The organism is Methylobacterium sp. E-066 (genome assembly GCF_022829635.1).
Taxonomy (GTDB): Bacteria; Pseudomonadota; Alphaproteobacteria; order Rhizobiales; family Beijerinckiaceae; genus Methylobacterium.
Window position 1 is genome coordinate 37,629 of the sequence record NZ_JAKSYO010000125.1, and the last position, 19,547, is coordinate 57,175.

16 protein-coding genes are annotated in these 19,547 nt (G+C 70.1%); 5 read left to right on the plus strand and 11 right to left on the minus strand.

The window, feature by feature from the left end:
* The first annotated feature begins 165 nt into the window (after positions 1–165).
* A complete protein-coding gene (locus MKL20_RS18165) occupies positions 166–510 on the plus strand; it encodes an Hpt domain-containing protein (RefSeq protein WP_243966973.1) in 345 nt (114 codons plus the stop codon).
* A 3-nt stretch (positions 511–513) separates the two neighbouring features.
* On the opposite strand, the gene MKL20_RS18170 is transcribed toward MKL20_RS18165, so the two are convergent.
* From MKL20_RS18170 to MKL20_RS18205, 8 genes are all read right to left on the minus strand, one after another.
* Positions 514–1,761, minus strand: a complete 1,248-nt coding sequence (locus MKL20_RS18170) for a sensor histidine kinase (RefSeq protein ID WP_244037842.1) — start codon at positions 1,759–1,761, stop codon at positions 514–516.
* Positions 1,762–2,030: 269 nt separating this feature from the next.
* The gene (locus tag MKL20_RS18175; RefSeq protein ID WP_243966946.1) at positions 2,031–3,662 is read right to left on the minus strand and encodes an ABC1 kinase family protein; all 1,632 of its coding nucleotides are present in this window, start codon (positions 3,660–3,662) and stop codon (positions 2,031–2,033) included.
* A 131-nt stretch (positions 3,663–3,793) separates the two neighbouring features.
* A complete protein-coding gene (locus MKL20_RS18180) occupies positions 3,794–5,119 on the minus strand; it encodes an MFS transporter (protein WP_244037843.1) in 1,326 nt (441 codons plus the stop codon).
* Between the two features lie 145 nt (positions 5,120–5,264).
* Positions 5,265–5,966, minus strand: a complete 702-nt coding sequence (locus MKL20_RS18185) for a molybdate ABC transporter substrate-binding protein (RefSeq protein WP_409568167.1) — start codon at positions 5,964–5,966, stop codon at positions 5,265–5,267.
* 29 nt (positions 5,967–5,995) lie between these two features.
* The gene (locus tag MKL20_RS18190; RefSeq protein ID WP_244037845.1) at positions 5,996–6,835 is read right to left on the minus strand and encodes an NAD-dependent epimerase/dehydratase family protein; all 840 of its coding nucleotides are present in this window, start codon (positions 6,833–6,835) and stop codon (positions 5,996–5,998) included.
* A gap of 16 nt (positions 6,836–6,851) precedes the next feature.
* On the minus strand, positions 6,852–8,147 hold the full coding sequence (locus tag MKL20_RS18195) for an MFS transporter (protein WP_244037846.1): 1,296 nt from the start codon (positions 8,145–8,147) through the stop codon (positions 6,852–6,854).
* Positions 8,148–8,187: 40 nt separating this feature from the next.
* The gene (locus tag MKL20_RS18200) at positions 8,188–9,249 is read right to left on the minus strand and encodes a lactonase family protein (RefSeq protein ID WP_244037847.1); all 1,062 of its coding nucleotides are present in this window, start codon (positions 9,247–9,249) and stop codon (positions 8,188–8,190) included.
* Between the two features lie 13 nt (positions 9,250–9,262).
* Positions 9,263–10,570, minus strand: coding sequence for an alpha-hydroxy acid oxidase (locus MKL20_RS18205; RefSeq protein WP_244037848.1), 1,308 nt, complete (start codon positions 10,568–10,570; stop codon positions 9,263–9,265).
* 184 nt (positions 10,571–10,754) lie between these two features.
* Here MKL20_RS18205 and MKL20_RS18210 point away from each other — a divergent pair, with 184 nt between their 5' ends.
* The 3 genes from MKL20_RS18210 to MKL20_RS18220 all read left to right on the plus strand — a co-directional run bounded on the left by MKL20_RS18210 (position 10,755) and on the right by MKL20_RS18220 (position 13,351).
* Entirely contained in the window at positions 10,755–11,771 is a 1,017-nt protein-coding gene (locus MKL20_RS18210) for a LacI family DNA-binding transcriptional regulator (protein ID WP_244037849.1), read from the plus strand.
* 107 nt (positions 11,772–11,878) lie between these two features.
* The gene (locus MKL20_RS18215) at positions 11,879–12,550 is read left to right on the plus strand and encodes an aspartate/glutamate racemase family protein (protein ID WP_244037850.1); all 672 of its coding nucleotides are present in this window, start codon (positions 11,879–11,881) and stop codon (positions 12,548–12,550) included.
* A gap of 3 nt (positions 12,551–12,553) precedes the next feature.
* The gene (locus tag MKL20_RS18220) at positions 12,554–13,351 is read left to right on the plus strand and encodes a hydroxypyruvate isomerase family protein (protein ID WP_244037851.1); all 798 of its coding nucleotides are present in this window, start codon (positions 12,554–12,556) and stop codon (positions 13,349–13,351) included.
* Between the two features lie 12 nt (positions 13,352–13,363).
* Here MKL20_RS18220 and MKL20_RS18225 read toward each other — a convergent pair whose 3' ends face one another.
* The 3 genes from MKL20_RS18225 to MKL20_RS18235 form a co-directional block, all read right to left on the minus strand.
* Positions 13,364–15,475: a TonB-dependent siderophore receptor gene (locus MKL20_RS18225; protein WP_244037852.1), complete on the minus strand. Its 2,112-nt coding sequence runs from the start codon at positions 15,473–15,475 to the stop codon at positions 13,364–13,366.
* A 286-nt stretch (positions 15,476–15,761) separates the two neighbouring features.
* A complete protein-coding gene (locus MKL20_RS18230; protein WP_244037853.1) occupies positions 15,762–16,799 on the minus strand; it encodes a hydroxyacid dehydrogenase in 1,038 nt (345 codons plus the stop codon).
* Positions 16,800–16,803: 4 nt separating this feature from the next.
* Positions 16,804–18,009 (minus strand): amino acid aminotransferase, encoded by a 1,206-nt coding sequence (locus MKL20_RS18235; protein ID WP_244037854.1) that lies wholly within the window; start codon positions 18,007–18,009, stop codon positions 16,804–16,806.
* A 231-nt stretch (positions 18,010–18,240) separates the two neighbouring features.
* Here MKL20_RS18235 and MKL20_RS18240 point away from each other — a divergent pair, with 231 nt between their 5' ends.
* Entirely contained in the window at positions 18,241–19,383 is a 1,143-nt protein-coding gene (locus MKL20_RS18240) for a branched-chain amino acid ABC transporter substrate-binding protein (protein ID WP_244037855.1), read from the plus strand.
* Positions 19,384–19,547: the final 164 nt, after the last annotated feature.

Here is a 19,547-nt window from a genome sequence, read left to right on the forward strand (position 1 = left end):
GGGTCAGGTTCCTCCGGGGGCCGAGCGCCCCGGACTAAGCGGATATCCGGGTGGGCAGGCTGTGGAAACGGTGGCAGAGTCCATCGGGATCGGAATCGGCCGCTGGACCGCGCGGCGATTGCGCGCTTCAGTCGGATCGTTCTGCAAATCCGCTGCCGGAGACGGATGGTGTCACAGTCCCTCGTCGATCGTGCGGCGCTCGACGAACTTGAAGGTGTCATCGGCACCGAGAAGCTCGCCCGCCTGCTCGACCGCTTCACCACCAGCCTCGCCACGGCCTTTGACGGCGCGGACCGGGCGGAGGCCGACTACGCACGGGAGGCGCATACCCTGGTGTCGATGTCGGGCATGCTGGGCTGCGCAGATCTGTCGCAGGCCTGTCGGGACTTCGAACAATCCGCGAAGCTCGGCGGCGACGTCACGGCGCGGCTGGCGGATCTTCGAAGTCTGCGCGACCAGACCGTCGCAGCCCTGCGCGATCTGCGCGAAGACACGCAAGCCGCCCGGTAGACCTCAGCCGGCCGTCACGGCGGCGAGCGGCGCCTCGAAGGTCAGCACCGCACCGGTGGGCGGGTAGTTCAGCTGCGCGGTCCCGCCGAAGCTGTGGGCGAGGCTGCGGGCGATCAGGCGCGTCCCGAACCCGGTGCGGGTCGGCGGGCTGACCGGCGGGCCGCCGATCTCCTCCCAGCGGAACCGCAGGGTGGCGCCGTCGGCGGATTCCGCGACGGTCCAGGTGATCACCACCTGCCCCGAGGGCACCGAGAGCGCGCCGTACTTGGCGGCGTTGGTGCCGAGCTCGTGCAGCATCAGCGCCAGGACCATGCCGTGGCGCGGGCCGAGCGTGAGGTCGGCGCCCTCTACCCGGAACCGACCCGACACCCCGTCGCCGTGGAGCGAGACCGCGCCTTCCACCAGCCCGACCAGGGAGGCCGCCGCGAACGAGCCCTGCAGCAGCACGTCATGGGCCTGGGCCAGCGCCAGCAGCCGGGCGGCGAGCGCCTCGCCGGCGGCCTCCAGCGAGCCGGCGTTGCGCAGGGTCTGCGCGGCCACCGCCTGGACCATGGCCAGGGTGTTCTTCATCCGATGGGACAGTTCCTGCATCAGCAGGGTCTGGCGGGCCTCGGTGAGCTTCAGCTCGGTGATGTCCCGGGACGCCGCCAGGATCCGCTCGGGATGGCCGTGCCGGCCGCCGACCGGCGTCACCGCGATATCCCACCACGTCACCGACCGGCCGGTCTCGATCTTGGCCTGGAAGCGACTCGCCCCGCCCAGCCGCGCCTTGCCGAGCGCTGCTGCGACCGCATCCCGGTCCTCTGCGCGGGTCCAGACGTCGATCCACGGGCGCCCGATCGTGTCCGCGGGGTTCCGGCCGCTGAGGCTGGCCGGGCCGTTCTCGCCCGCGGTGATCAGATGTCCGTCGCGATCGAGCACCTCCAGCACGTCGGCGGCGACCTGAAGCATTCCTGGCGCGGTCAGCTCACCGGCCCAGGACGGCGCGGACCACGTCTCGACGCGGCCCGATTCGTGCCGATCCAGCGCGTGCGGTCCCGTCGCTTGAAAGGGCTCGCGGCCGAGGCGCCCGGCCTCCACGCGGCTCGCGGCCTCGATGATGCGACCGAGCCGTCGGCTGCGCTGCCGTTCCGAATCCGCCTGACCGGTCGCCTGCATCAGCAGGGCCCGCAGCCGTATGTTCTCCGCTTCGAGCGCGACGAGGCGTCGGTCCGTCCCGTCCGCGCGCGGCAACACGAGGTCCGCATCCATCGCTCGCCCCCCTCCTCACCGTCCACATTCCGCACCGCTCGCCCCAGGCGCGCAGTGCGGAAGACCCACCGTAGACGCGGTGCGGCGACGTGATGTCGAAGCGCGAAGACGCCGGCGGATCGAACCGCTTCTGGTGGCGCCCCCGCGCTCGCGACCGCGCGAATCGAAGGGTTCCCGAAGCTAACATGATCGCGGCGATAATCAAACGAAGTGTGTATTCGTCACCGCTTCGCAACTAGAGGTGCGGGTCGCCCCGGTGCCGAAACCGGTTACTTGTTCCGCATCAGCAGCACCAGCCACCCGACGCCGAGGATGAAGATCACCAGGCCGATCGAGACGAAGACCGGCGTGCCGAGATCGATCAGGCGGGGCGCCAGCTGGGTGGCGAAGGCCGCCACCACCAGGGCGACCGCGACCCGGGCGGCGGCCCGCTCGATGCCGCGGGTGACCTTGTCGAGGCCCTTGATCTCGATCTCGACGGTGACGCGGCCCTGCTTGAGCCGCACCAGCATCAGGTGGATCAGGGTCGGCAGCTCGGAGGCGGCGCCGTAGAGGCCGACGCCCAAAGCCTCGGCCTTCTGCTTGAGGGCGCCCAGCGAGAACTGCGTCTGCATGCTCGCCTTGACCGTGGGGCCGGCCGCCGCGAACAGGTCGAAATCCGGATCGAGGTGGCGCATCACGCCGTCGGCGGTGACCAAGCCCTTGAACAGGATCGCCAGGTCGGTGGGCATCGCGAGGTCGTTCTCGCGGGCCATGTTCATGAAGTCGGTGAGCACCAGCCCGAGATTCAGCGGGATCGAGGAATGGCTCTCCACGAAGGACGTGGCCGAGACCTGAAGCTTGGTCAGGTCCGGGTTGCTGGTGCCGGTCCAGTCGAGCAGCACGGCCATCAGGCCGTCCGCATCCTGCTTGAGCATGGCGCCGATCAGCACCAGCAGCTGCGAGCGCCGCCGCTGCGACAGCCGGCCGATGATGCCGAAATCGATGAAGCCGATCTTGTTGCCCGGGAGCGCCAGCATGTTGCCCGGGTGCGGATCGGCGTGGAACACGCCCTCGATCAGCGCCATCTGCAGGAAGGCGTCGGTGCCCTTCTGGGCGAGCAGCTTCTTGTCGAGCCCGGCCGCGCGCAGCGCCGCCTCGTCGTTCGGCGGGATGCCGTGGATGAAGTCCTGCACCAGCACCCGCTCGGAGCAGTATTCCCAGTGGATCTTCGGGAACACGATGTCGTCGCGGTCCTCGAAGATCTGCGCCAGCAGCTCGCAGTTGCGCGCCTCGTTGAGCAGGTCGAGCTCGCCGTTCAGGCCATCGGCCAAGTGGCGCATCTGCTCCCGCGGCTGGTAGCGGGCCATGTCCGGCCACTCGTTCTCGACGATGCGGGCGCCGTGCGCCATCAGGCGCAGATCCGCCTCGATGATCTTGCGCAGGTTCGGCCGCAGCACCTTGACGATGACGTCCTCGCCGGAGTGCAGCCGCGCCCGGTAGACCTGCGCGATCGACGCGGAGGCGATCGGGTTCATGTCGAATTCGGCGAACACCTGGTTGGGCGGGGCGCCGATATCCTCTTCCAATTGCGGGCCGATCTGCTCCCACGGCACCGGGACGACCTGGCTGTGGAGCTTCTGCAGCTCCTCGGTCCAGGTCGGCGACAGCAGGTCCGGCCGGCTCGCGAGCACCTGCCCGAACTTGATGAAGGTCGGGCCCAGAGCCTCGATCGCCCGGCGCAGGCGCTCGGGCTCGGACAGCCGGGTGACGTCGACCCGGGGACGGCGGCGCGGCAGCAGCGGCAGGTAGCGCAGCCCGAGGCGGTCCACGACGCGCGTCACGCCGAAGCCGATCAGGATCGACGCGATCTCCGACAGCCTCTGACGGTCGCGGGCGGCAACGAAGGCTGTCTTCAGCATGAAGGGGGCGATCCGTTCGGACACGATTGGGCGTCCGGACAGCACGAGCATAAGGACTTTTTTGCGGTCGCGAAGCCCACGACACCCGCGACGGCGACAATAGGGCCGCCGAGGGCGTCAGCGTACGGATGTTACGTTCGCGGCGCCGCCGCCGGCAGGGTCGCGACGACCGCCGGCCGCCGCGCGTCGCCGAAGCGGGCATTGACCACCAGCAGCGTCACCACCACGGCCGAGAGCGCGAGCGCGGCCAGGAAGTACAGGCCGGCCTCGAAGCTGCCGGTGGTCTCGCGGATCCAGCCGACCATCGAGGGGGCGACGAAGCCGCCGAGATTGCCGATGCAGTTGATCAGCGCGATCCCGCCCGCCGCCGCGCTCCCGCTCAGGAACACCGAGGGCAGCGCCCAGAACGGCGCCTTGGCGCCGTAGAGGCCGGCGGCGGCGAGCGCCATGAACGCCACGGCCCAGAGCGAGCCGGTGGCGAGACCCGCGAGCGCCAGCCCGGTCGCGGTGAGGCCGAGGGCGGTCGCCAGGGTGATCCGGCGGTCGTCGTAGCGATCGGAGATCCAGCCGACCGTGAGGCCGCCGACCACGCCGAAGACGTAGGGCACGGCGGTCATCAGGCCGGTCTGCATGTCCGACAGGCCGGTGCTCTTCAGGATCTGCGGCAGGAAGAACGCCAGGCCGAGATTGGCGCCGGTGTTGGCGAAGTAGATGAACGACAGGGCGATCAGCCGCGGATCCGAGAGGGCCGCCCGCAAGCTGGTCCCGTGGGCGCCGGCGACGCTGCTCTGCTCGGAATCGATCAGGGTCTGCAGGGCGGTGCGGTCGGCCGGGGCGAGCCAGAGGGCGTCCTTGGGCCGGTCCGGGATCAGCGCCAGGAACACGAAGCCGAAGAGGGTGGTCGGAATCCCCTCCAGCAGGAACAGCCATTGCCAGCCCTTGAGGCCCAAGGTGCCGTCGAGCTGCATGATCGTGGTCGAGAGCGGGGCGCCGATCGCGAGCGAGACCGGGATGCCCACCGCGAAGGCGCCGAAGATGCGGGCGCGATACGCCTTGGGGAACCAGTAGGTCAGGTACAGGATCACCCCCGGGTAGAACCCGGCCTCGGCCGCACCGAGCAGAAAGCGCAGGATCAGGAAGCTGGTCGCGCCCTGGACGAACATCATGGCGGCCGAGAGCAGGCCCCAGGTGATCATGATCCGGGCGATCCAGCGCCGGGCGCCGACCTTCTCCAGGATCAGGTTGCTCGGCACCTCGAAGATGAAATAGCCGATGAAGAAGATCCCGGCGCCGAGCCCGAACACGGCCGGGCCGATCCCGAGATCCGCATTCATCCGCAGGGCGGCGAAACCGACGTTGATCCGGTCGATATAGGCCATGACGTAGCCGACGAAGAGCAGCGGCATCAGCCTGAAGAACACCTGCCGGACGATCCGGTCCTGTTCGCTGGCGATCATGGTGTCCTCGTTGTTTTTTGGGTTGTTTTTTCTGGCCGTCATTGCCAGCGGGGCGACCCGGTGCAGCGCGCGATCCCCGAACGATGCGTGTCCCGGGTTTGCTTCGCTGCGCTCGCAATGACGGTGGAGGCGTCTCGCGCCCTTTTTAGAAAGCCGGCTCAAGACCGCTGGCGCGGTAGGCCTCCGCCGCCTCCGGCGTGGTCAGCCCGGCGAGGAAGCGCAGGGCGCCGTCCCGGTCGGTGGCGCCGCGCAGGATCGCGGCCGAGAAGGTCGTGACCTCCTGCACTGGCTCCGGGAACGGCCCGACCACCGCGATGCCCGGCACGACCATCAGCTCGCTGATCTGCTGGACCGCGATATCGGCCTCGCCCGACACCAGCTTCTCCGCCGTAAAACCCTGCGGGATGATCGTCGCCCGGGCGTTCACCGCATCGGCCAAACCGAGCCGCGGCAGCAGTCCGGCGAAGTAGATGCCGCTGGCGCCGGTGCGCGAATAGGCGACGGAGCGCGCCTCGACGAGCGTGCGCTTGAGCGCCTCGACGCTGCCGATATCCGGATGCGCCGCCCCGGCCTTCACGGCGATGCCGTAGCGGGAGCGCACCGCGTCGACCCGGCTCTCCGGCTCGACCTTTCCGGCGGCGATCAGCCGGTCCATGGCGTCGGAGAGCACGAACACCGCGTCGGCGGTCTCGCCGGCCTCCAGCGCTTTCATGATCACCGCGGTGGGCGCCCAGTCGATCGCCGCCTTGCCGCCCGCCGCCTCGAAGGCGGGGACGACATGGGCGTCGAAGGCGCCCCGCACCACCAGGGCGCATTTCAGCCGCGTCGCTCGCTGGTCGTCCGCCATGCCGGTTCCCATCGTCTCGGGTTCTGTGCTCACCGGGCCGGCGGCTCGGCACGGGAATAGTCGAGGGCGGTGAAGCCGCCGCCCTGGTAGCGCTCGATCACCGGGTTGCCGCTGGTCTTGGATTCGAGCGCCAGCTCGTAGGAATCGGCGCTGTCCTGCGGCGCCCAGCCGATTACGTCGCGGCCGTCCCGGCGCCACCAGGTCATGCGGCTGTTGTTCGAGGCGCCCCAGATCACCACCGATCCCTTCGGCCCGAGGCTCGGGGCCAGGGTGGCGCGGGTGATCAGCCGGGTCAGGTCGGCGTAGGACAGCCAGGTCGCCAGCATTCGGGCGTCGATGGGCTCCGGGAAGCAGGAGCCGATACGCAGGAACACGCTCTCGACCCCGTGCTTGTCCCGGTACAGGCCGCCCATCAGCTCGCCATAGGCCTTGGACAGGCCGTAATAGCCGTCGGGCGCGAGGGCGCAGTCGTCGTCCAGCACCTCGCTGCGTTCGTGGAAGCCGATCGCGTGGTTCGAGGAGGCGAACACCATCCGGGCGCCTTCGCGGCGGGCCGCCTCGTAGGCGTGGTAGAGCCCGCGGATGTTCGGGCCGATCACGGTCTCGAACGGGTGCTCCACCGAGATCCCGCCGAAATGCAGGATCGTGCCGCAGCCCTCCGCCAGCCGCAGGATCGCCGGGCCGTCCTCCAGGTCGGCAAGCTGGAAGCGCGCGCCCTCGGGCAGCGGATCGGGGAAGGGCACCCGGTCGGTCAGGCGCAGCGCCCAGCCCTGCGCACCCAGCGCCTTCGTCAGCACCCGCCCGAGGGCGCCGGAGGCCCCGGTGAGCAGGACGGGTTTTTGCGGGATCGTGTCGGTGGGTTGGCTCATCGGATTCGCTCCTGGATCAGGCGGTTTTCACCGCGTTGAGGGGCGGGGCCGCCTGCGGGCTGTGCGGGCGCCTGACGAAGATCGCCATCGCGATGACGCCGGCGGCCGCGATCACGGCGGCGATGACGAAGGCGCTGGCGTAGCCGCCGAGATACTGCACGGCGAATCCCGTGGCGGTCGGCCCGATAATGCCCGAAATGTTGCTCAGCAGGTGGATGAAGCCGCTGACGCCACCGACCCGCGCCTCCGGCACCAGCTCGTGGATGGTGGCCCAGCAGGATTGCACCGAGCTCGTCAGCATCAGCACCGCCAGCGCGATCAGCGAGACCGCCACCGCGGCGTTCGGCGCGGCGTTGACGGTGATCAGCGCGACGCCCGCGATGGCGAGCGGCACGATCGTGGTGATCTTCCGCGCCGCCAGCTTGTCGTCCATGCGCTTGTACAGCAGGTCGGCGACGATGCCGCCGCCGACATAGCCGACGAAGCCGCAGGCCCAGGGGATCGACGCCACGAACGCCATCTGCTGCACCGGCATGTGCAGGGCGTCGGTGAGGTAGCTCGGGAGCCAGGAGAGGAAGATGTACAGCGTGTAGTTCACCGCGAACATGCCGAGCCCGAGCGACAGCGTGCTCGGCAGGAACAGGTAGCCGCGCAACGACCGCTCGTGGTCGGAGGCCGCGAGGTGGGACACGGCCCGGCTGCGCTCGACGAGATCGATCTCCTCCGCGGAGACCCGGGGATTGTCCCGGGGCCGGTCGGTCATGAGCATTCGCCACGCCACCACCCAGAGCAGGCCGACGGCCCCGATGGCGACGAAGGCCACCCGCCAGCCGTACTGGATCGCCAGCAGGCCGACGACGGGCGCCGCGATGGCGCTGCCCACGGTCTGGCCCGAGAAGGTGAAGCCGATGGTCCGCGCCGTCTCCTCGCGGGGAAACCACGTGGTTATGGTCCGGTTCGTGGTCGAGTTCATCGGCCCCTCGGCGAAGCCGAACAGGGCGCGGACCACGAACATCTGGGCGAAGCCGGTCACCGCGCCGGTGAGCATGCACAGGACCGACCAGGCAGTCGCCGCCCAGGTGTAGACGCTGCGCGGGCCGTAGCGGTCGGCGAGCTGGCCGCCCACGAAGGCGAACAGGGCGTAGCCGAAGAAGAACGTGCTGAAGATCACCCCCAGCTCGGAGGGCGACAGGTTGAGGTCCTGCTTGACGAAGGGCGCTGCCACGCCGAGCGCGGCGCGGTCCATGTAGTTGATGATCCCGGCGATGAAGAGCAGCGTCGCGATCAGGAACCTGTATCGTTTGGCGAACATGGGGCTTCCTCCGGGATCGTCATGTTTTTGTTGTGTATTTTTATAGGAACGCGATCGTGCAGGGGCTCGGGCTCTGGCGTGAGCCCGTCGGCGTGAGGTCGCCGCTGCCCGGGTCGATGGCGAACGCGGCCAGGCTGTCGCCCTGCTCGTTGGCGACCAGCAGGTGGCCTCCGTCCGGAGTCAGCGTCATGAAGCGCGGGTCCCGGCCGCCCGACGGCGTCCAGCCGGCCGGTTCAAGGTGGGCGCCGTCCACCCGGAAGCGCGCGATCCCGTCCTGGCCGCGATTCGAGGCATAGACGAAGCGCCCGCAGGGCGTGACCACGATCGCCGCCGCGGTGCTGGCGCCGAAGAAGTCCGGCGGCAGCGTCGGGGCGAGGTGCAGCGGTGTGAGCGTCCCGGATCCCGCATCCCAACGGCAGGTCGCGACGGTGGAATCCAGCTCGTTGACGAGGAAGGCGAGGGCGCCGCCGGGGTGGAACGCGATGTGGCGCGGGCCGGCGCCCGGACGCAGCACGGCCTCGGAGACAATCTTAAGGTGGTCGCCGTCGAACTTCAGGACGAAGACCCGGTCGAGACCCTTGTCGGGCACGAGCACGTGGCCTCGGTCCGGCGAGAGGACGACGTGGTGCGGATGGGCGCTCGCCTGCTCGGTCCGGTGAGGGCCTGGCTCGCCCGGCATCGGCAGGACCTGCGCGGCCGGTTCCAGCCCGCCATCGGGGCGCAGCGGCATCAGCGCGACCGAGCCGCTGGCGTAGTTGGCGACGATCAGGAACCGCCCGCCCGGGTCGAGCGCTTGGTGGACGCTGTTGGTGCCGCCGGTCCCGGCGCTGCCGAGGCTCCGCAGGGTGCCGTCGGGCGCGGCCGCGAAGGCGGTGGCCGACGTGCCGTCGCCCTGGACGGTGTAGAGCACCGAGCGGGCCGGATCGGCGACCAGGAAGGACGGGTTCTCCAGCCCGTCGACCCGGCCGAGATGGGTCCAGTCGTCGAGCCCGGCCCCGACGCGGTAGATGTCGATGCCCCGGCCCCGCGCCCGGCGGCGCGCGGTGGTGAAGCAGCCGACGAAGGCGAGGCCGAGGGGCGGGTGGGGCGCGTCGTCGGTCATGCCGGTCTCCGGGTCAGCTCCGCCGCGGGACGCGGCGCAGGAAATCCGGGTTGAGCTCGGACAGGCGGTTGACCCCGATCAGCGCCATGTCGCGGTTGAGCTCCTCCTTGAGGATCCGCATGGCGTGCTCGACGCCCGCCGCCCCGCCGAGCGCGGCGCCGAACATGAACGGCCGGCCGAGCAGGACGAAGTCGGCGCCGAGCGCCAGCGCCTTCATCACGTCGGTGCCGCGGCGGATGCCGCTGTCGACGATGATCTTCAGGCTGCCTTTCTTGGCGGCGATCTCCGGCAGCACGTCGAGGGGCGCGATGGCGTGGTCGAGCTGGCGGCCGCCATGGGTCGACAGGATGACGCCGTCGGCGCCGCAGCCTTTCGCGATCTCGACATCCTCCGGGGCGAGAAGACCCTTCACCACCAGGTTGCCGGACCAGCGCTTGCGGATCGCCTCCAGGTTCTTCCACGAGAGCTGGTCCCGGGCGATGGTGTTGCGCACCGCGCCTTGCGACATCATCGGCGGGCCGCGCTCGGCCTCAGTGTTCTCGAAATGCGGGGCGCCGTGCTTGAGGAAGGTCCGGGCGACGGTGCCCAGCAGCCAGCGCGGGTGGGTCGCACTCTGCCACGCGACCTTGGGCGTGACCTTGATCGGCATCGAGAAGCCGCTGCGGGTGTTGTGCTCGCGGTTGCCGAGTGTCGGGGTGTCGGCGGTCACCACGAAGGTCCGGTAGCCGGTGGCCGCGACCCGGCCCAGCAGGCGGTCGATCCGGGTCTGGTCGCCGGGCAGATAGCCCTGGAACCAGGCCTGCGGGTTCTGGGCGTAGACATCCTCCAGCTTGATCAGCGACGAAGCGCTGAGGATCATCGGCAGGTTCATCCGCCGCGCCGCCTCGGCGAGCACGATGTCGCCCCGATAGGCGATAAACGCCGCCCCACCGAGGGGCCCGATCCCGAAGGGCGCCGCGTAGGTGTGGCCGAACAGCTCGGTGGCGGTGTCGCGCCCCGCGGTGTCGCGCATCAGACGCGGCACCAGCGCGTAATCGGCATAGGCGCCGCGGCTATGGGCGAGCGCCGCCCCGGTCTCGGCGCCGCCGGCCACGTACTGGAAGATCATGTGCGGCAGCAGCCGGCGGGCGTGGCGCTCGAAATCGTCGAGCGCCAGCAGATCGCGGAACCGGTAGGGCGTGACCGCGTCGCTGCGCTTGAGACTGGTGACGAGAGCCTGCGGGCCGGCGATGCCGGGCGCCTCGGCATCGGCCTGGTCCACAATGGCCGAGTCACGCTCCGTCGCCTCCGGGCCGGAGGCCGGCTGGTCGAACGTCGCCATCCGTTCCTCCCTAAATTCCGCCGAGCCCGGATCCCCCCGGGCTGGACACCTTTCTGAAAGCGCTTTCAGATAGTCAGCCTCGCCCGGCGGTGTCAATATACTGCCGGTCCGCGCCGCGCACAGCGATGCGGGCGGGGTTCGCCAGGAGAGTCGAATTTCAGTGTTGGACCTGCCGGGAGAGATTTTGGAACCGCTCGCGCGCAGCCCGGTGGCGCGGGACGTGGCCCATCGCGCCGGGGTCTCCACCGCGACGGTATCCCGGGTCTTGAACGGCTCGGCCGGGGTCCGTGCCGACAAGCGCGAGGCCGTGATGCGGGCCGCACAGGATCTCGGCTTCGTCGCCAACGGCGCCGCCCGGGCGCTCTCGACCCGCCGGTTCATGGCGGTGGGCGCGGTGGTGCCCAACATCGAGAACGAGGCGTTCGTGCGCGTCCTGTCGAGCTTTCAGGAGCGGCTGCGCCAGGCGGGCTACACCCTGGTCGCGGCCAATGCCGGCTACGACCTCGAGGACGAGCTGCGCGAGGCGACTTTCCTGCTGGAGCGCGGCGTCGACGGGTTGATGCTGGTCGGCGACATTCACCATCCGGATCTCCATACCCGCATCGCCCGGCACGGCATCCCGATGGTGCAGACCTTCAGCCTCTCGCGGGAGCGCCCCTGCGTCGGCTTCGACAACGCCGCCTCCGCGGCCCGGGCGGCGAATTACCTGATCGATCTCGGCCATCGCCGCATCGGGGTGATCTCCGGTCTGCGCAAGGACAACGACCGCGGCGGCGCCCGCGTCACCGGCATCGCCCAGGCGCTGGCGGCGCGCGGCCTGACGCTCGCCCCCGAGCACGACATCGAGATCTCCTACGGCATCGGCGGCGGCCGCGACGGCTTCCGCCAGATGCTGGCCGGCGGCCCGCCGCCCACCGCGATCATCTGCGGCACCGATCAGATCGCGTTCGGCGCCATGATCGAGGCCCGGGCCCGGGGGCTCGACGTGCCCGGGGACCTCTCGGTGATCGGCCACAACGATTCCGACTTCGCACCTTTCCTCGATCCGGCGCTGACCACGATCCGGATCCATTCCGCCGAGATCGGCCACGCCGCCGGCGACCATCTCATCGCCCGGATGCAGGGTCGGCCGGTGGTGCGGCTCACCCAGATCGACGCCGAGCTGATCCTGCGCGCCAGCACGGCGCCGCCGCGAAGATAGGCCCGTGACCGAAGCGGATCGGCGATATCTTGCCACCGCTTTGAAATCGCTTACAAGACGCTGAACGGCGACCGGACGTCGAACCGCGCCACATCCCGGGAGACAGCATGGCCCCCCGCATCGTCCTCCTGCACGCGACGCCGGTCGCGATGGCTCCGATCCAATCGGCCTTCGCCGAGCGCTGGCCCGAGGCCGAGATGGTCAATCTGCTGGATGACGGTCTGTCCCTCGACCGGGCCAAGGAGCCGGGCGAAATCTCCGAGGGCATGATCGACCGATTCGTCCGGTTCGGGCGCTACGGCCACGACATGGGCGCCGACGGCATCCTGATCACCTGCTCGGCCTTCGGGCCGGCCATCGACCGGCTGATCGAGACCGTGCCGGTGCCGGTGCTCAAGCCGAACGAGGCGATGTTCCGCGCCGCCATTGCCCAAGGGCAGCGCATCGGCATGCTGGCGACCTTCGGCCCCTCGATCGGCACCATGACCGACGAGTTCGAGGAGTTCGTCGGCCAGTCTGGCCGGCCCGCGACCCTGCGCACGATCCTCGTCGACGACGCCATGGCGCGCCTGCGTGCCGGCGACGCCGAGACCCACAACCGGCTCATCGCCGAGCGGGCGCCCGAACTGGCCGATTGCGACGCGATCATGCTGGCGCATTTCTCCACCTCCCGGGCGGCCGAGGCGGTGCGCGCCGCCGTCGCTATCCCGGTCCTGACCGCGCCCCATGCGGCGGTGGACCGGATGCGCGCCATGATCGAGACGGCTGAGGGGGTCTGATCCATGAAGCTCGGTGCCTTCTCCGACCGCCTGAGCGGCCATTGCGGCTTCCTGTTCACGGAGCTGCCCCTGCCCGAGCGGTTCGCCGCCGCGGCCAAGGCCGGGTTCCGGGCCGTGGAGCATCCGAACCTGTTCGCGACGCCGGCGGCAGAGGTCGCGGGCTGGCTCGAACGGGCCGGCGTGCCCCTGGTCCAGACCGGCTTTCCGGCGGGCGACGCCTCCAAGGGCGAGAAGGGCTTTGCCGCCCTGCCGGACAAGGTCGCCTATTACCGCTCCACCATCGAGCCGACTCTGGATTACGTGGAGCAGCTCGGCTGCCGCATGGTCCATCCGATGGCCGGCGTCCGCCCAGCCGGGGCCGAGCCCGCGCGGCTCTGGGAGACCTATCTCGACAACCTCGCCTTCGCGGCCGACGCCGCCAAGGCCCGCGGCATGACCGTGATCGTCGAGCCGATCGGCCCGGGTTCCATCGCCGATTACGTGATCGACGACCCGCTCAAGGCCGTGGAGGCGATCCGGGCGATCGGCCGGGACAACGTCAAGCTGCTGTTCGACGCCTATCACTGCGTCTGCCTCGGCCACGACCCGGCGGCGCTGATCCGGGCGCACGCGCCCCTGATCGCCCATGTTCAGATCGCCGACAATCCGGGCCGGCACGAGCCCGGCACCGGCACGATCGCGTTCGACCCGATTGTCGAGGCCCTGGAGGCGGTGGGCTATGCCGGCTTCATCGGCTGCGAATATCACCCGGCCGCCGGCACCGAGGCCGGCCTCGCCTGGATGCGGGCGGCCTCGGCATAGGGCTGGCGGCCCTCAGAATCGCGCCGCGACGCCGCCCAGGATGGTGCGCGGCTGGCCCGGGGTGGCGTAGCGGTTCTGGAAGGCGCGGTCGTAGTAGGTCTCGTCGAGCAAATTATCGACGTTGAGGTAGACCCGGACATCCGGTGTGATCTGATAATACGAGATCAGGTTCACCACCGTGTAGGCGGGCATCGTGAAGGTCGACAGGGCCGTCCCGGCGGCACGTTGGCCGACGACGTTCAGCCCGCCCCCGAAGCCGAGCCCCTTCAGGGCGCCGCCCTGGATCTCGTAGACCGCCTGCAGGGCGAGGCTGTTGGCCGGGACGTTGGCGAGCCGGGTCCCGACCGGGATCGTGTTGTCCCGCGCCACCGCCGCATCGACATGGGTGTAGGTGCCGATGAGCCGCAGGCCCGGCGCCAGCTCGCCCGCCACGGTGAGATCGAAGCCGCGGCTCTGCACCACGCCGGCGGCGACGCTGAAGGCGGAATCGAGCGGGTCCGTGGTCGGGACGTTGGTGCGCCGGATGTCGAACACGGCCGCGGTGGCGTTCAGGCGCCCGTCGAGCAGGCCGACCTTCACGCCGGCCTCGTAGCCCTCGCCGCCCTCGAAGGCGAGGGGCTGGCCGCGCCGGTCCAATGTGGTGCTGGGCTTGAACGAGCGCGCGTAGTTTCCGTAGACCGAGACCGCGTCGGACAGGTCGTAGACCAAGCCGAAGCGCGGCAGCGCCTCCGTGCCGCGCAGGTTGGTGGTGCGGTTGGTGAGATAGGATGTCGAGTCCTGGCCGACATCCTCGACCCGGACCCCGACCAGGGCGTGCAGCTGAGGCGTGATGTCGATCTGGTCCTGGACGTAGCCGGCGAAGCTCTCGGTGTGCTGCAGGAAGTTGGTGATGGTGGGCAGGCTGCGCGGCAGCGCCTGTCCGTAGCGCGGCGCCAGCAGGTCGAGCAGGAACGGGTAGGGCGCGGCGTTCGAGCGGTCGAAGACCTCCCGGTAGCGGTAGCGGTCGTATTCGAGGCCGAGCAGCAGCGTGTGGTGCAGGAAGCCGGTGTCGAACTTGCCGGCCAGGTTGACCTGCAGATCGGTGTCGGACCAGGTCAGGTCGCGCCATTCCAGGTTCCGGCGCAGGGTGCGGCCGTCCGGCAGGAAGCCGTTGGCGGCGGCGCCGACGCCCCAGCTCTTCAGGGATCCGCCGAGCACCTGGGCCCCGGCGGTGAGCACCCAATCCTGGTCGAACCGGTGCTCGATCCGCAGCTGGCCGAGGGCATCCTGGACCACGCTCTGCGGCAGGCCGGGCTCACTGAGGAAGCGGGAACGCGGCACGTTGCGCAGCCGGCCCTGGAGGGGGACGATATCGCGGTCGAAGGTCGTGCCGGTGCTGACGAAGGCGCCTTCCAGGGTGACCGTCGTGTCCGCGCTGGGCTTCCACGCGATCACGGGCGCGACGTGGTAGCGGTCGCCGCTGACGAAGTCGCGAAAACTGCCGTTGTCCTCGACCGCGCCGGTGATGCGGGCGAGCACCTGACCGTCCGCGTCGAGCGCCCCGGTGGCGTCGAAGGTGCTGCGCTTGGCGCCGTAGCTGCCGTATTGCGTCCCGATCGCCAGCGACCGTTCGGCCAGGGGCTGCTTGGTCACGATGTTGAAGGTGCCGCCGGGATCGCCCCGGCCGTACAGGAACGCGGAAGGCCCCTTGAGCACCTCGATGCGCTCGATCGCCACGACATCGGGCGTGTTCGGGTAGCCGCGATTGATCGGGAAGCCGTTGCGATAGTAATCGAACACGGAGAAGCCGCGGATCGTGACTTCGGTCAGGCCCAGGCCACCGAAATTGTTGGAGCGGCCGACGCCGGCCAGGTCGAGGGCGGTGTCGATCCGCGTGGCGGCGGCGTCTTCCAGCACCTGCCGGGGCACCGGCACCACCGTCTGCGGGACATCACGCAGCGGCGTGTCGGTGCGGGTGGCGCTGACGCTCCGTGACGGGGCGTAGCCCTCCGGGGCCCGGGAGGCGCTACCCTGGCCGGTGACGGAGAGCTCCTCCAGAATGACTTCCTGATTCGGATCGGATGCAGGTTTCGCCCAGGCGCAGTCCCAGTTCAGGAGTGCGCCATGTCCGACAAAAAAGGCCAAGACGGCAACCGCGAGTATCGAATAGGAAGTATTCGATCCGGATTGAGAAGAATTTTTCGCCACGTTCTCAGGCCACGCTACATCGAGGCCGCCGAGATGGTGGAGTGGGACCGGTAGGGTCAAGCTTGCCGAGCGAAGCTCGCGCGGCGCAAAACTTGGAATGATTTCGACCTGGCTGCGGATTAGCTTACGAAGACTCGAAGCTGCTCCACGACATCTTCGACCTGTTGCCGCCCGGCAACATTCTTGCCGGCTGGTTCAGACGGGTCTCGCGGATGTGGCTCCGCTACGCAGTGCCGAGCAGCCGCGCCCGGCGCTCCAGCACCGCCGGCCAGACCTCCGGGTTGACGAGACGCGGCGGGGTCTCGCCCCGCAGGAGGCCGATGATCTGCTCGGCGCCCCAGGACGCCACGTTGCGGCGCGCCTCATGGGTGACGCCGGCGGTGTGGTAGGTCGCCACCACAGTGTCGAGCGTAAGCAGCGCCGAATCCAGGGGCGGCGGTTCCGGCGCCCAGACATCGAGGCCGGCCCCCGCGAGATGGCCGGAGGCCAGGGCTTCGGCGAGCGCCCCCTCGTCGTGCACGCCGCCGCGCGCCGTGGTGATGAACAGCGCGCCGGGCTTCATCGCCGCGAAGGTTTTGGCGTCGAAGCTGCCGCGGGTCGTGTCGTCGAGCGGGCAGTGCAGGGAGACGATGTCGGCCTCCGCAAGCAGCCGCGCCCGGTCCACCGGCTCGGCGCCCCGCGCCCGAATCTCGTCGGCCGAGAGCAGCGGGTCATAGGCCAGGACCTGCATGTCGAAGCCGCGGGCGAGCTTGGCGACCTCCCGGCCGGTATGGCCGATGCCGATGAGACCCAGCGTCGCGCCGCCGATCTCGTGGCCCATCAGCGATTCCCGCGAGAAGCCGCGCGCGGTCCGCAGTAGCCGGTCCGAGACGCAGATCTTGCGGGAAACAGCGAGCATCAGGCCGATCGCCAGCTCCGCCACTGAGCGGGCATTGCCGCCGACCTGGTTGACCACGGCGATGCCGGCCCGGGTGCAGGCGGCCGCGTCCACCGTGTCGAAGCCCGCCCCGCCCGAGGAGACCGCGAGCAAGTTCGGGCAGCCGGCCAGCAGTTCGTCGGTCACGTGCCAGCGGCGGGGCAACTCGTCCCGGGCCGGGGAGACGTGGAAGACGTGAGCCTGCGCCAGCAGGGCTTCGAGCGTTTCCGCCGGGCCCTGCAGGTCGCCGACCTGCAGGTCGATGTCGGGTTCGGCCCTCAGCCGCGCGTCGAAGACCGGGTTGATCCAGAGATTGAACCGGCAGACGCGCTTGAGGGCCGCCATCGGGTCAGCCTTTCACGACGGCGTCGATCGCATCGACCACGTGGTCGATGTTGTGGGTGTTGACCGCCGCCACGCAGATCCGGCCGGTCTCCAGGGCGTAGACCTCGTGTTCCTCGCGCAGGCGCGTGGCTTCCGCGGGGGTCAGGCCCGTGTAGGAGAACATGCCCTTCTGCGCCTTGATCGCGTCGAAGCCGCGTTCGGGATGGCGCTGCTGCAGGCTGTCGGCCATGCGCACCCGCATGGCGCGGATCCGCTCGCGCATCTCAGCCAATTCCCGCTCCCAGTCGGCCCGCAGCTCCGGATCGGTCAGCACCATCTCGACGATGGCGGCGCCATGGGTCAGCGGGTTCGAGTAGCTCGCCCGCACCAGACGCTTGGCCAGGGACTCGACCTTGGTCTTCATCGCCGAGGTCTCGGCGACGATCGTCAGCGCGCCGACGCGCTCGCCGTAGAGCGAGAACGACTTCGAGAACGAGGAGGCGACCAGGAATTCCTGGCCCGTTTCGGCGAACAGCCGCACCGGCGCGGCATCCGCGTCGAGGCCGTCGCCAAAACCCTGGTAGGCGATGTCGAGGAACGGGATCAGGCCGCGCTCGGCCAGCAGGGGCGCGAGGTCGCGCCACTCGTCGGGCGTCAGGTCGGCGCCGGTCGGATTGTGGCAGCAGGCGTGCAGCACCACGATCGAGCCCTTCGGCAGCTCTTGCAGATAGGCGCGCATCGCCGGGTAATCGGCACAGCCGGTCTCGGCCGAGAAATACGGATAGTCGACGACCGTGAAGCCGGCCTGGGTGAACAGCGCCTTGTGGTTCTCCCAGCTCGGGTTGCTCACCGCCACGGTGGCGCCGGGCTTCAGCCGGGCGAGCACGTCCGCGCCGGTCTTGAGCGCGCCGGTGCCGCCGATGCTCTGGAGCGTCGCGGTGCGGTTCTGCTTGAGGATCGGGGCGCCCTCGCCGAACAGCAGGGCCTGAACCGCGTCGCGGAACGGCTTGGTGCCCTCGATCGGCCGGTAGGTCTTCGGCAGGCCCTTCTCGATCCAGCGCTTCTCGGCGGTCTGCACGGCGCGCAGGCGCGGCACCTTGCCGTCGGCATCCGTGTAGACGCCGACCACGAGGTTGAGCTTTTTCGTGCTCGTGTCGGCGTTGAAGGCCTCGAACAGGCGCATGATCGGGTCGAGCGGCGCGTCCTGGATGCCGGCGAACAGCGAGGTCATGATCGTCAATCGTCCCAGAGGGTCTTCGATGCGGCGCGAGCGGGCGGTTCTGTCCAAAGTCGCGGGCCGGCCGACGCCCTTATTTCCCACATCGCGTCCGCCCGCCAGCGCTTCCGCGCGCGGCAGCATCCCGATCCGCTCAACGATCAACGGGTTCTGAAACCGCGGCCGCGTCCGCGAAGACGCCGATGCGCGCTTTCCGCCCGGCCCGACCGACCCTAACGTGTGCGGATGAAGCACAGTCTCGCCCCGATCGTTGCCGGCCTCCTGTTCGCGGCACCGGCCGCCGCGCAGGCGCCGGTGCGGATCGGCCTGTCGGCGCCGCTCTCGGGGCCGGATGCCGCCTACGGGCCGGGGCTTCGTCAAGGCGCCGAGCAGGCGGTGGCCGATCTCAACCGGGCCGGCGGCGGGCGGCCGAAATTCGCCCTCGTGCCGGTGGACGATGCCGGCGAGGCCAGGCAGGCCGTCGCCACGGCAAAGAAATTCACGGCCGACGGCGTGCGCTTCGTGATCGGACCGTTCGAATCCGGGGCGGTCGCCGCGGCGGCGCCCGTCTACGAAGAGGCCGGCGCCGTGATGATCGCGCCGGGCGCCACCTACGCGCCCCTGACCGGCCGCGGCTTCGGGACCCTGTTCCGGCTGGCTCCGAGCGATGCCCAGCAGGGGCGGGCGGCGGGGAGCTATCTGGCCAAGGCGTTCGCCGGGCGGCGGGTCGCCATCCTCAACGACCGCTCGACCTACGGGCGCGGCCTCGCCGAGGCAGTGGCGGCGCAATTCAAGGAGGCCGGCACCCCGGAGGTGTTGTTCGACGGCTTTCCGCGCGGCACCCGCGACCTCTCCGATCTCCTCGGACGGCTGAAGGCGGCCCGAGTGGAGGCGGTGTATTTCGGCGGCCTCGCCCCGGAGGCCGCCACGCTCGTCCGCGCCCTGCGCGAGGCCGGCATCGCCGCCCCGCTGGTGGCGAGCGACGGCATCCTCGATCCCGCCTTCGCGGCCATCGCCGGTCCGGCCGGGGAGGGGACCGTGATGACCCTGCCGCCCGATCCGCCGCGCCTGCCCGAGCCGAAGGGCGGCAAGGCACCGGCGCGCAGTGCCGAGGCCGAGAGCGTGGCGGCCTCGGGCTACGCGGCGGTGGAGATTCTGGCCCAGGCGCTGGAGCGCGCCCGCGCGGCGGATCCGAAGGCCGGGCGCATCCCGGACGGCCGCAAGGTGGCCGAGGCGCTGCACGGCACCCAGCCGGTGCGCACGATCCTCGGGCTGGTCGGCTTCGACGAGCGCGGCGACCGGGCGCCCGGCGCCGTCACGGTGCGGGTCTGGCGCCGCACACCCGACGGGCGCCTCGATTACGCCGGCAACGACATCTCCGGGCCGTGAAACCGAGCCGACTCAATCCGTCATTCAGGACTCTTTGCTGAATGTCCTCCCGAAGATGGCCGTGCTCTCGCGAAAGTTGGCGTCAAATCAGGGCCCGCGCGCGTCATTCAGGGCCTGATATCCCGTGTGATGCGCGCAGCGTGACTTGCAGCGGGATCGTGCGA